At 62.0% G+C, this 12,042-nt stretch carries 9 protein-coding genes, 1 pseudogene and 1 riboswitch; of the genes and pseudogenes, 4 read left to right on the forward strand and 6 right to left on the reverse strand.

All coding sequences use genetic code 11. From position 1 onward, the window contains the following. Positions 1-70 precede the first annotated feature (70 nt). The 3 genes and pseudogenes from ACF8RA_RS08415 to ACF8RA_RS08425 all read left to right on the forward strand — a co-directional run. Positions 71-1,702: pseudogene (locus tag ACF8RA_RS08415) on the forward strand (flavin monoamine oxidase family protein); the annotation flags it as partial. 208 nt (positions 1,703-1,910) lie between these two features. Beyond that, positions 1,911-2,462 (forward strand): cytochrome b, encoded by a 552-nt coding sequence (locus tag ACF8RA_RS08420; protein WP_176683072.1) that lies wholly within the window; start codon positions 1,911-1,913, stop codon positions 2,460-2,462. Between the two features lie 32 nt (positions 2,463-2,494). Further along, a complete protein-coding gene (locus tag ACF8RA_RS08425) occupies positions 2,495-3,073 on the forward strand; it encodes a YceI family protein (RefSeq protein ID WP_339444129.1) in 579 nt (192 codons plus the stop codon). A gap of 140 nt (positions 3,074-3,213) precedes the next feature. On the opposite strand, the gene ACF8RA_RS08430 is transcribed toward ACF8RA_RS08425, so the two are convergent. From ACF8RA_RS08430 to ahcY, 5 genes are all read right to left on the reverse strand, one after another. Beyond that, the gene (locus ACF8RA_RS08430; RefSeq protein ID WP_339444130.1) at positions 3,214-5,094 is read right to left on the reverse strand and encodes a DEAD/DEAH box helicase; all 1,881 of its coding nucleotides are present in this window, start codon (positions 5,092-5,094) and stop codon (positions 3,214-3,216) included. 218 nt (positions 5,095-5,312) lie between these two features. After that, entirely contained in the window at positions 5,313-6,101 is a 789-nt protein-coding gene (locus tag ACF8RA_RS08435; RefSeq protein ID WP_176683074.1) for an ABC transporter substrate-binding protein, read from the reverse strand. A 167-nt stretch (positions 6,102-6,268) separates the two neighbouring features. Then, positions 6,269-7,345 (reverse strand): hypothetical protein, encoded by a 1,077-nt coding sequence (locus ACF8RA_RS08440; RefSeq protein WP_392519041.1) that lies wholly within the window; start codon positions 7,343-7,345, stop codon positions 6,269-6,271. Between the two features lie 93 nt (positions 7,346-7,438). After that, on the reverse strand, positions 7,439-8,284 hold the full coding sequence (metF, locus tag ACF8RA_RS08445; RefSeq protein WP_176683076.1) for a methylenetetrahydrofolate reductase [NAD(P)H]: 846 nt from the start codon (positions 8,282-8,284) through the stop codon (positions 7,439-7,441). A 166-nt stretch (positions 8,285-8,450) separates the two neighbouring features. Then, on the reverse strand, positions 8,451-9,860 hold the full coding sequence (gene ahcY / locus ACF8RA_RS08450; RefSeq protein ID WP_021783768.1) for an adenosylhomocysteinase: 1,410 nt from the start codon (positions 9,858-9,860) through the stop codon (positions 8,451-8,453). Between the two features lie 20 nt (positions 9,861-9,880). Then, positions 9,881-9,977, reverse strand: a riboswitch (S-adenosyl-L-homocysteine riboswitch). A 178-nt stretch (positions 9,978-10,155) separates the two neighbouring features. On the opposite strand from ahcY, the gene ACF8RA_RS08455 reads away from it, so the two are divergent. After that, a complete protein-coding gene (locus ACF8RA_RS08455; protein WP_176683078.1) occupies positions 10,156-10,557 on the forward strand; it encodes an acyl-CoA thioesterase in 402 nt (133 codons plus the stop codon). A gap of 112 nt (positions 10,558-10,669) precedes the next feature. Here the strand turns inward: ACF8RA_RS08455 and ACF8RA_RS08460 are convergent, their stop codons facing one another. Beyond that, positions 10,670-11,905 carry a sodium:proton antiporter gene (locus tag ACF8RA_RS08460; RefSeq protein WP_176683079.1) on the reverse strand — a complete coding sequence of 412 codons (1,236 nt, stop codon included), beginning with the start codon at positions 11,903-11,905 and terminating at the stop codon, positions 10,670-10,672. Positions 11,906-12,042 lie beyond the last annotated feature (137 nt).

Below are 12,042 nucleotides of genomic sequence, written 5' to 3' on the forward strand. Positions count from 1 at the left end.
CTTAACGCATCTACCCGGGGCATTCCTGCCTCTCCCCGTTTCTGTAACCTCTGACTCGGAGTTCGCCGACATGGCTGCTGCTTGGGTGCGTCTGTGCGCGTTGATATTGATTGGTGTGTCCAGCGGCGCTGCGCTGGCGAAAGACAAGACGCCCACGGCGATTGTCGTGGGGGGAGGCCTGGCAGGCCTGACGGCAGCCTACGAGCTGCAGAACAAAGGCTGGCAGGTGACCCTGCTGGAGGCCAAGGCGGGCATGGGCGGGCGTTCGGGCCTGGCCACCAGCGAGTGGATCGGCAACGCCAAGGCACAGCCGGTGCTTAACCAGTACCTCAACCGTTTCAAGCTTGAAACACTGCCGGCGCCGGAGTTTGTGCGTACCCCGGGTTACCTGATCGACGGCGAGTACTTCAGCGCCAGCGACCTGGCCACCAAGCAACCGGCCACTGCCGAGGCGCTCAAGCGTTACGAGAAAACCCTCGATGACCTGGCCCGCTCGATCGATGACCCGCTGAACCCGCAGGCAACCAGCACGCTGTTCGCCCTGGACCAGATCAACGTCTCCACCTGGCTGAACAAGCTGCAACTGCCGGCCACCGCCCGTCAGTTGATCAACCAGCAAATCCGTACCCGCTACGATGAACCGTCGCGCCTGTCGCTGCTGTACTTCGCCCAGCAGAACCGCGTGTACCGCGGCGTCAGCGACCGCGACCTGCGCGCCGCGCGGCTGCCCGGTGGCAGCCCGGTGCTGGCTCAGGCTTTCGTCAAGCAGCTGAAAACCATCAAGACCAGATCGCCGGTTACCGCGATTGTCCAGGACAAGGATGGTGTTACGGTAAAAGTCGGCAGCGTCGGCTACAAGGCAGATTATCTGGTCATGGCCGTGCCTTTGCGCGCGCTGGCCAGGATCCAGATGACCCCTGGCCTGGACAGCCAGCACCTGGCGGCGCTCAAGGGCACCAACTATGGTTGGCGCGACCAGATCATGCTCAAGTTCAAGAAACCCGTATGGGAAAGCCGTGCACGCATGTCGGGCGAAATCTTCAGTAACGCCGGCCTCGGCATGCTGTGGGTCGAGCCGGCGCTCAAGGGGGGGGCCAACGTGGTGATCAACCTGTCCGGCGACAACGCTCGTCTGCTGCAGGCCTTTGGTGACAAGCAGATGGTCGACCAGGTGCTGATCCGTCTGCATGCGTTCTACCCCCAGGCCCGTGGTGCTTTCACCGGTTACGAGGTCAAACGATACAGTGCTGACGTGGGCACAGGTGGTGCCTACCTGGCCTACGGCCCGGGGCAGATCAGCAAGTACTGGCGCCTTTGGGAGCGCCCGGTGCAGCGCATTGCCTTTGCCGGTGAGCACACCGATGCCCTGTACCCCGGCACTTTGGAAGGCGCCCTGCGCAGTGGCCAGCGTGCGGCCAGCCAGGTACAGGACCTGTTGGCCGGCAAGTCGTTCGACCCGGCCAAGGCGGCGCCGGTTGCGGCGACGGCAGGTGCGGCGGCCGCCAAGGAGAGCAAAGGAGGGTTCTTCTCCAATATGTTCGGCGGTTCGTCCGACAAGGGCGACAAGGCTGACAAGGCGCCGGTCAAAGCTGAGCCGAAGCCGTCCGAGGAGGCGAAGCAGGACAAGCCAGGCTTCTTCAAGCGCGTGTTTGGTGGGGCGGACACGCCCGAGGTGAAGGCTGCAGCCAATACCCAGGCCAAGGCTGGCTGATTGTTCGACAGTGTCGGCCTGTTTGCAGCCTGAAGGCCGGCACTGCAACCCCAGCGCTCCGACTATCGTTAATGTTTTCTTAATGGTGAGCCAACAGAATAAATATCGGATTCCTCGATAATCCGAAGCAATTTTTTCCGCTTTTCTTCGATACGTTTCGCGTTAGTCTGTGCACAGCTTTCACGGGGAAACACGCAACATGCAACTGCGCAATTCACCTTCTCGCTATGGCGTGGTCAGCATCATCCTGCACTGGGGTGTGGCGCTGGCAGTCTTCGGCCTGTTTGGCCTGGGCCTGTGGATGGTCGGCCTCGACTACTACAGCCCCTGGCGCAAGGCCGGCCCGGACCTGCACAAGAGTATCGGCCTGGTGCTGCTGGCGGTGATGCTGCTGCGAATGCTCTGGCGTTTCATCAGCCCGCCACCACCGGCTCCGGTCAATCATGGTGCACTCACTCGCCTGGCGGCCAAGTTGGGTCACCTGGTCCTGTACTTTGGGCTGTTTGCGGTGATGGTTGCCGGTTACCTGATTTCCACTGCCGACGGGGTCGGCATTCCGGTGTTTGGCCTGTTCGAAGTGCCGGCACTGATCAGCGACCTGCCCGACCAGGCAGATGTGGCGGGTGTGGTTCATTTGTGGCTGGCCTGGGGCTTGGTGATTTTCGCCGTGCTGCATGCCCTTGCCGCGCTCAAGCACCATTTCATCGACCGTGACGCGACCCTGATTCGCATGCTGGGCCGCAAAGCTTGACTCTCAACCTCAATTACACAGGAAGGAACAGGATGTTGAAAAAGACTTTTGCCGCTCTGGCGCTCGGTACCGCTCTGCTCTCTGCTGGCCAGGTCATGGCTGCCGAGTACAAGATTGACAAGGAAGGCCAGCACGCGTTCGTTGACTGGAAAATCAGCCACCTGGGCTACAGCTTCATCCACGGTACCTTCAAGGATTTCGACGGCAATTTCAGCTGGGACAGCGCCAAGCCTGAAGCCAGCAAGATTAGCGTCGACTTGAAAACCGCCAGCCTGTGGTCGAACCACGCCGAGCGTGACAAGCACATCGCCAGCGCCGACTTCCTCGACGTGAAGAAGTACCCAGACGCCAAATTCGTCTCCACCAGCGTCAAGTCGACTGGCGACAAGACGGCTGACGTGACTGGCGACCTGACCATGCACGGTGTCACCAAGCCGGTGACGTTCAAGGCTACCTTCAACGGTGAAGGCAAGGACCCATGGGGTGGTGAACGCGCTGGCTTCAACGCCACCACCACGCTGAACCTGAACGACTTCGGCATCAAAGGCCCAGGTGCCACTTCGCAGACCCTGGACCTGGATATCAGTGTTGAAGGTGTGAAGCAGAAGTAATTTCTGCCAGCTGAAGACCGAGGGGGCCGCTTTGCGGCCCTATCGCGACACAAGGCCGCTCCTGTAGAGAATTTCTTGATCTCTGCAGGAGCGGCCTTGTGTCGCGATAGGGCTGCGAAGCAGCCCCCTCGGCATTTCCATCAGCCCTTGCGGGTCAGCAGCGCCGGGCGCTCACCACGTGGGCGGCTTGGCAGGTCATCCAGTTGCTCAGGCGTCGGGAAGCGGTCCAGCTTGGACTCCTTGCGAATGATCACTGGCTGTTTTTCCGGCTGACGCGGGTTGCGCAAGGCCGGCTCTTGCCGGGCAGCATCGTCACGCGCAGGGCGACCACGGCCACCGCCGCCATCACGACGGGTACCGCCACCGTTGTTGGCGCGGGGCGGGCGTTTTTCTCCGCCACCACTGCGTGGCTGGCCGCCATTGCGGGCTTGGCCCTGGCCGCCAGCGTTGCTGCGTTGGCCATTGCCTTGCCCCTGACCTTGGCCAGCACCCCCCGGGCGGCGGTTGCGGCCCTGGTTCTTGCCCTGGTAAGGGCTGACATAGTCGGCGCGGTTACCGAAGTTATCGAGTTCGTCGTCCAGGAACTCTTCCGGGTCGCGGTCTGCCGGCGGCTTCGGCACGCTGTTATTGCTGGCCTGCTGCGGGCGTGGTTTCTTGTCACGCGGCTTGCGCGGTTGCTGCTTGTCGCCGCTCTTTTCCTTGTCGTCCGGCTTGGCCGCAGCTTGCTGCCTGGCTTTGCCTTTGTCCTTGCCTTTGTCCTTGCGGCCGCCGTTGGTGTCTTTACCACCTTCGCCACGGGCTTGCTGGTTGCGGCCACCGCGGCCGTTATTCTGCGGGCGCTCGCGTGCTTCGGGCTTCTCGGCTTCTACCTGGCTGGCGTCGAAGCCCATCAGGTCGCCATCCGCGATGCGCTGCTTGGTCACCCGCTCGATGCTCTTGAGCAGCTTCTCTTCATCTGGCGCGACCAGGGAAATAGCTTCGCCCGAACGACCGGCACGGCCGGTACGGCCGATGCGGTGGACGTAGTCTTCCTCGACATTCGGCAGCTCGAAGTTGACAACATGGGGCAACTGGTCGATGTCCAGGCCGCGGGCAGCGATGTCGGTGGCGACCAGTACGCGCACGCTGTTGGCCTTGAAGTCGGCCAGCGCCTTGGTGCGGGCGTTCTGGCTCTTGTTGCCGTGGATCGCGGCGGCGGTCAGGCCTTGCTTTTCCAGGTACTCGGCCAGGCGGTTGGCGCCATGCTTGGTTCGGGTGAACACCAACACCTGTTCCCAGGCGCCCAGGGTGATCAGGTGCGCCAGCAAGGCACGCTTGTGGCTGGCAGGCAGGCGATATACCCGCTGCTCGATACGCTCGACGGTGGTGTTCGGCGGGGTGACCTCGATACGCTCCGGGTTGTGCAGGAGCTTGTCGGCGAGGTCGGTGATGTCCTTGGAGAAGGTGGCCGAGAAGAGCAGGTTCTGGCGCTTGGCCGGCAGGCGGGCGAGGACCTTCTTGACGTCGTGGATGAAGCCCATGTCGAGCATGCGATCGGCTTCATCCAGTACCAGGATTTCCACGTGGGCCAGGTCGACCTTGCCTTGGCCGGCGAGGTCAAGCAGGCGGCCTGGGCAGGCGACCAGCACATCAACGCCTTTGGCAATGGCCTGGATCTGCGGGTTCATGCCAACGCCGCCGAAGATGCAGGCGCTGACCAGTGGCAGGTCACGGGCATAGACCTTGAAACTGTCATGCACCTGGGCTGCCAGTTCGCGGGTCGGTGTCAGGACCAGAACGCGAGGCTGGCGCGGGCCGTGGCGCTGTGATTTGTCGGGATGGCCGGCCGGGAACAGGCGCTCGAGAATCGGCAGGGCGAAGCCGCCGGTTTTACCCGTACCTGTCTGTGCGGCAACCATCAGGTCGCGGCCTTGCAACACGGCGGGAATTGCCCGCTGTTGCACGGGGGTCGGCTGGGTGTAGCCCGCAGCCTCGATAGCGCGGACAAGAGCCTCGGAGAGACCGAGGGAAGCAAAGGACATGGGCGATCCTGTTCTCGTGTGGGCTGGGCCCGTTGGGATGTTCTGCCTGGCGCGACGGGCATCGGTGGAATGCGATCGCGTCCGGTCCAGCTGGGCTTTCACTGCACATCCGGGAAACGGAGGCTGGACGCAAAGGAGCGTCGGTGCCGATCGGGATGCCTGTTGCGAGGCCGAGCGTCCGGGCGTGAGCCGGGCGGGAAGGCCCGAGTATAACAGAGCTATCGCGCTGTGCTGCTTTCCTGCTGCTCAACGGCGTTGAGAATGTTTCCGGTGTCGCTTGTGTAGCGGTTGCTGATCGCTGCATAGGCCGGTTCCTGCTTGAACCGCTGCAGCTCTTCGGCAAAGGCCAGAGCCAGTGCCTCCCGGCCGGGTTTGCGCACTAAACCCAGGTACTGTGACTGATGGCTTACTACCAGCGGCAACTCTTCGACTTGCCGCTGCAAGCCAAGTTGGTGAAGCAGGTAATGGCCAACCCTGCGATCGGTGATCGCCAGATCGATGCGGCCCAGCATCAGCTTGCCGAAGTTGGCTTCGAGGGTAGGCGCGGCTTCGCGCTTGAAGTAAGAGGCCTCGCTGAACGCGGTGCCATAGGTATAGCCGGGCGATGTGCCGACGGTAAGGCCAGAAAGGTCTTTCAGCTGGGTGACCGCATGGCGACGTGCATGAGCCTGAAACAAGACGAATTCGACCTCCGACATGGGCTCGGGGGCATATACCAGGTAGGGCTGGCGCGACTCGATCATGAAGATGTCGAGGATACCGTCGGCCAAACCTTGCTCGACCATCGCCAGGCAGCGCTTCCACGGCAGGAACTGCCATTCCACCTCGACCCCCAGGCGCTTGAAGACCTGAGTGGTAACCTCGTAGTCGATACCGCGTGGCTGGCCTTCATGCTGATACACGTAGGGCGCCCAGTCATCGGTCACCAGACGCAGTCGCTCGCCCAGAGCCAACGGGCTCAGGCTGGCGAGCAGCAGGATCCAGAACAGACGGGCGATATGTGGCATGGCCGGAGATTACGCGTTCGGCCGGTGTACGGTAAAGGCATGCACGATCGATGCGGGAGCGGGCGTGCCCACGAACACCGGCGAAGCCGGTGCCAACTATCGGGTTGCGCTCTTCGCGGGCACGCCCGCTCCCACAACCGCGCAAGACAATGAATTTTGCGGGCACATCAGGATTGAGTGGTTCGCAGCAGATGCGCCTCGATATCCTTGCGCCGCTCGCCCAGCGATAGCCGCAACCCTGGATGGCGCAGGCACTGACGCAGCCGCTCGGGCTCCATGTAGCCATGGCGGTCGTAGAGGTTTTCCAGAGCCTTGTCCCACCAGGCGGACGCGCAGGCGCGGTCGAACTCATTGGGGTAGGGGTAGCAGCCATAGAGCAATTCGCGGGCAAACTGGCGCTCGTGGCTGGGCAGGGTCAGGCTCAGCGCCTTGTAACCCAGACGGTGCAGGGTTGGTGGCCGCGGCAGTTGGTCGTTGACCCGCGCAACGTCCGCCAGGGCCGAGGGGCTGAGTGGGTCGTGGTCGTGCTTGCGCAGCCAGGCCTGGATCTTGGCGCGGAACTGCGCCTTGCGGCTCCAGTAGTGATGGATGACATCGGTGCACTCGGCCAGCTCCAGGTTGCGGTTGGCCGCCACTGCCAGGCAGAACTCCTCAAGGGTATAGGCCTCACGCGCCAAGGGGTAGAATTCGTCCATCATGGCGATGGAGCGGTCGAGGGTGCCGCAGTCCTCGGCAGTGAGGCCGATAACGCCGGAGTTGACGAGCGGCATCTGGCAGTCGGCCAGTCCCCGGGACTCGAGAATGGCCAGCAGGTTCTTGTACAACAGGCACTTCTGGTCAGCGCCGTAGCGCGCGCCGATGGCGTTGCACAGCAGGCGGTTGGGCGCCACACGGGCGAACAGATGCAGCGGCGAAGTGCGGAAAAAGGTGTCTGTGTCGATCAGCACTGCCAGTGGGTGTTCCTGCAGTACCCGGCGCAACAGCACATGCTTGCTGCGAAAGTGATAACCGTGCGGGGCGTTCCATGCCTGGCGCGTGGCCTCGTCCAGCAAGTGGACGGTGACGGGCAGCTTGGCGTAGGGCTGCGCAGTGTCGGTGTAAACCTGGATGTCCATGGCCTCGCCGGCTGCACTGCCCAACTGGGCGAGGGCGCTGACGATGCTGAAGCAGGCTTCCTGATGGTAGGTTGCCGGGCCGAAAGCCAGATATACAAGCTGTGGGCGCGAAGGTTGGGGACGCTGCATGGCAGGCAAGACCTGTTTAACCCGAAAATGAATAAGGCTTTAGTCTATGACCAAAGCCTTAAGCATTTCTTAAGCAGACTTTGCCAAAAGATTTCAGCGCGGCAGCTTCAGGTTGTTCCAGATCGCCAGGCTCGGTTCGGCCTGGTTCAAGGTATAGAAGTGCAGGCCCGGTGCGCCGCCTTGCAACAGCTGTTCGCACATGCGGGTAATCACTTCTTCGCCGAAGGCCTGGATGCTGGCGGTGTCGTCGGCATAGGCCTCCAGCTGCTTGCGGATCCAGCGCGGGATCTCGGCGCCACAGGCATCGGAGAAGCGGGCCAGCTTGCTGTAGTTGGTGATCGGCATGATGCCCGGTACCACCGGAATGTCCACGCCCAGCTTCTGTGCGCGCTCGACGAAGTAGAAGTAGCTGTCGGCGTTGAAGAAGTACTGGGTGATGGCGCTGTCGGCACCGGCCTTGACCTTGTGCACAAAGTTGGCCAGGTCGGCCTCGAAGTTGCGCGCCTGCGGGTGCATTTCCGGGTAGGCAGCGACTTCCAGGTAGAAGTGGTCAGCGGTTTCCTGGCGGATGAATTCGACCAGCTCACTGGCGTAGCGCAGTTCACCACTGGCCATGCCCATGCCCGACGGCAGGTCGCCACGCAGAGCGACGATGCGTTTGATGCCGGCGGCCTTGTACTCGGCCAGCAGGGCGCGCAATTCGGCCTTGGTATCGCCCACGCACGACAGGTGCGGCGCGGCAGGGATCTTCACTTCGCTTTCCAGCTGCAGCACGGTATTGAGCGTGCGGTCGCGGGTCGAGCCACCGGCACCGTAGGTGCAGGAGAAGAAGTCCGGGTTATAGGTGGCCAGCTGGCGGGCAACGCCCATCAGCTTTTCGTGACCGGCGTCGGTCTTGGTCGGGAAGAACTCGAAACTGTAGCGGCGTTCTTGTGACATCAGGCGTTCCTCTGGCAACAAGCGTCTTGCGGCAAGCTGCAAGTAAAAGCCAGATCGGTGATGGCCGGTCTGGCTTGGGCGTCGTTCAAGATCTGTGTTTCCGGAGCTGCAAGTGGCAATGGCGCGGACCGCCTTTGCTTGCCGCTTGCAGCTCCAAGCTTGCCGCTTAGTAGCGGTAGGCGTGCGGCTTGAACGGGCCTTCGACGGTCACGCCGATGTAGTCGGCTTGCTGCTTGGTCAGCTGGGTGACCACGCCGCCGAAGCCGCGGACCATTTCCAGGGCCACTTCTTCGTCGAGTTTCTTCGGCAGCACTTCAACGGTCAGGCGCTCGGCTTTCTTTTCGGCCGGCAGGTCAGCGAACTTCTGCTCGAACAGGAAGATCTGTGCCAGAACCTGGTTGGCGAACGAACCGTCCATGATGCGGCTTGGGTGGCCAGTGGCGTTGCCCAGGTTGACCAGGCGGCCTTCGGCCAGCAGGATCAGGTAGTCGTCGTTTTGCGGGTCGAAGCTGCCAGCGCCGGTACGGTGGATCTTGTGAACCTGCGGCTTGACCTCTTCCCAGGCCCAGTTCTTGCGCATGAAGGCGGTGTCGATTTCGTTGTCGAAGTGGCCGATGTTGCAGACTACGGCACGCTTTTTCAGGGCCTTGAGCATGTTGGCGTCGCAGACGTTGACGTTACCGGTGGTGGTCACGATCAGGTCGATCTTGCCCAGCAGGGCCTTGTCGATGCTGGCTTCGGTGCCGTCGTTGATACCGTCGATGAACGGCGAGACCAGCTCGAAGCCGTCCATGCAGGCTTGCATGGCGCAGATCGGGTCAATTTCGGAGACCTTGACGATCATGCCTTCCTGGCGCAGGGACTGGGCCGAGCCCTTGCCCACGTCACCGTAGCCGATCACCAGGGCCTGCTTGCCCGACAGCAGGTGGTCGGTACCACGCTTGATGGCGTCGTTCAGGCTGTGACGGCAGCCGTACTTGTTGTCGTTCTTGCTCTTGGTGACCGAGTCGTTGACGTTGATCGCCGGGACTTTCAGCTCGCCCTTGGCCAGCATGTCCAGCAGGCGGTGCACGCCGGTGGTGGTCTCTTCGGTCACGCCGTGCACGCGGTCCAGTACCTGCGGGTACTTCTTGTGCAGCAGTTCGGTCAGGTCACCACCGTCGTCGAGGATCATGTTGGCGTCCCATGGCTGGCCATCTTTCAGGATGGTCTGCTCCAGGCACCACTCGTACTCTTCTTCGGTTTCACCTTTCCAGGCGAACACCGGGATACCGGCGGCGGCGATCGAGGCGGCGGCCTGGTCTTGAGTCGAGAAGATGTTGCAGGACGACCAGCGCACTTCGGCACCCAGGGCAACCAGGGTTTCGATCAGCACGGCGGTCTGGATGGTCATGTGGATGCAGCCCAGGATCTTTGCACCCTTGAGCGGTTGCTCGGCCAGGTACTTGCGACGCAGGCCCATCAGCGCAGGCATTTCCGATTCGGCAATGATGGTTTCGCGACGGCCCCAGGCGGCCAGGGAGATGTCGGCGACTTTGTAATCGGTAAAACCAGCAGGCATGTTTGCAGCGCTCATGAGAGCCTCCATTCGTAATGTGCGAATGGGCGCCGTTGTGCGTTAAGCGCTCGCGGGAGCGAGCAACGCCCCATCCGAGCCTGACAGGCCTAGCCTGCTGCAGCGCCCCTCGGACAGGTGGCGGGCATGGCACCGCTGTGGGCAACCATGTAAAACGGCGCAGATTATAGCTGCCCCCGTCGGCTTGCCCAAGGTTTTCCGTCGATTAATCGCGACGATAGTCGATGTTCAATGGAGCGAAGGCAGCCGCTCTGCCATCATTGCTACACGTTAGCCAAGCAGGTCAGGAGTACAGATGAACTTTCACACCCGCAAGTGGGTTAAACCCGAAGACCTCAACCCCAATGGCACCCTGTTCGGTGGCAGCCTGTTGCGTTGGATCGATGAAGAGGCGGCGATCTACGCCATCGTCCAGCTGGGCAACCAGCGTGTGGTGACCAAGTACATGTCGGAAATCAACTTCGTCAGTGCTTCGCGCCAGGGCGACATCATCGAGCTGGGCATTACAGCCATCGAGTTCGGCCGCACCTCGATCACCCTCAAGTGCGAAGTGCGTAACAAGATCACCCGCAAGAGCATTCTGACTGTCGACAAGATGGTGTTCGTCAACCTGGGTGAGGATGGCTTGCCGGCAGCCCATGGGCGCACCGAGATCAAGTACGTGCAGGACCAGTTCCCGGATTCGGCAGTCGAATAGTTCCTGGTTGTCTGTGCCGGCCTCTTCGCGGGTGAACCCGCTCCTACAGGGGGACGCGATCCCGTAGGAGCGGGTTCACCCGCGAATGGGCCGCAAAGCGGCCCCGGCATTCTCAAGGCTGGGCGCTGACCTTGCGTACCACCCGCCCAATGCTCAACCCCTGCACCAGAATCGACGACAACACCACGATGTAGGTGATCGACAGCAGCAGGTCCCGTTCCTCGCCCAGCGGTAGCGACAGCGCAAGTGCCACCGACACGCCACCGCGCAGGCCCCCCCAGGTCAGCACCCGCACCGTGCCTTTGGGCACCGGACGCCAGCGCCGCAGCAGCACGATCGCCGGAGCCACGGTCAGCAGGCGCGACAGCAGCACTGCCAGTGCCAGTACGCCGCCAGCCGCCAGGTGCATCCAGTTGAACGGCAGCAGCAACAGCTCCAGACCGATCAATGCGAACAGCAGGGCATTGAGCATGTCGTCGATCAGTTCCCAGAAACCGTCCATGTAACGGCGGGTCATGTCATTCATCGCCAGGTTGCGCCCCAGGTTGCCGATGATCAGGCCGGCCACCACCATGGCGATCGGCGCCGACACATGCAGCTCGTAGCACATTGCCGAACCACCGATCACCAGCGCCAGGGTCAGCATGACTTCCACCTGATACTGCTCGACGCTCTTGATCATGCGGTAGGTGGCATAGCCGATCAGGCCACCGAACACCGCACCGCCAATGGCCTCGCGGGCGAACAGGATCGCCGTGTCGGTCATGCTCGGTGTTTCACCCAGCCGGATGATGCCCAGCAGCACGGTGAATACCACGACTGCCGTACCGTCGTTGAACAGTGACTCGCCGACGATGGTGGTTTTAAGCGGTTTGGGCGCATTGGCAGTACGCAGCGCGCCAAGTACGGCAATCGGGTCGGTCGGTGAGATCAGTGCACCGAACAGCAGGCAGTAGATCAGTGGCACCTGCCAGCCGAACAGGGCAAACACCCAATGCGCCAGGTAGCCGATGACCACGGTGGCGATCAGCACGCCCAAGGTGGCCAGCAGGCCAATCGGCCAGCGGTAGCTGCGCAGGTCGCTGAGGTTGACGTGCAGGGCGCCGGCAAACAGCAGGAACGCCAGCATCCAGTGCATGAGCAGGTCGTTGAAGTCGATCTGGTTCATCAGCCCTTCGACGCGTTCTTCCAGGCCAGGGAAGCCGATAACGCTCAGGCCTTGCAATATCAGGGAAAACAGCAGCGCCGTAACCATCACGCCGATAGCGGGGGGCAGGCCGATGAAGCGGTAATTGACATAGGTAAGAAGGGTGGTGAGGCAAATAAACGCGGCAACGAGTTCAAGCATCCTGAATCCTGTGACAGTGGCTTCCAAGTCTCAACCCGAATGGCTCGGGCAGTTCTTTGATGACCTGGCGCGGGGTTCGGGGCACAGGGTTTGACCGAATTAGTCCAAATCGTTCCCGTGACAGTCTGCACTGGTTA

This window comes from Pseudomonas sp. FYR_5 (assembly GCF_043106315.1).
In the GTDB taxonomy this organism is placed as follows: Bacteria; Pseudomonadota; Gammaproteobacteria; order Pseudomonadales; family Pseudomonadaceae; genus Aquipseudomonas; species Aquipseudomonas putida_Y.

Coding starts and splice junctions, on each gene's coding strand:
- metF (WP_176683076.1), bottom strand. CDS start 8,284: ATGTCACAAGAACGCCGCTACAGTTTCGAGTTCTTCCCGACCAAGACC.
- ACF8RA_RS08430 (WP_339444130.1), bottom strand. CDS start 5,094: ATGTCCTTTGCTTCCCTCGGTCTCTCCGAGGCTCTTGTCCGCGCTATC.
- ACF8RA_RS08440 (WP_392519041.1), bottom strand. CDS start 7,345: ATGCAGCGTCCCCAACCTTCGCGCCCACAGCTTGTATATCTGGCTTTC.
- ahcY (WP_021783768.1), bottom strand. CDS start 9,860: ATGAGCGCTGCAAACATGCCTGCTGGTTTTACCGATTACAAAGTCGCC.
- ACF8RA_RS08460 (WP_176683079.1), bottom strand. CDS start 11,905: ATGCTTGAACTCGTTGCCGCGTTTATTTGCCTCACCACCCTTCTTACC.
- ACF8RA_RS08425 (WP_339444129.1), top strand. CDS start 2,495: ATGTTGAAAAAGACTTTTGCCGCTCTGGCGCTCGGTACCGCTCTGCTC.
- ACF8RA_RS08420 (WP_176683072.1), top strand. CDS start 1,911: ATGCAACTGCGCAATTCACCTTCTCGCTATGGCGTGGTCAGCATCATC.
- ACF8RA_RS08455 (WP_176683078.1), top strand. CDS start 10,156: ATGAACTTTCACACCCGCAAGTGGGTTAAACCCGAAGACCTCAACCCC.
- ACF8RA_RS08435 (WP_176683074.1), bottom strand. CDS start 6,101: ATGCCACATATCGCCCGTCTGTTCTGGATCCTGCTGCTCGCCAGCCTG.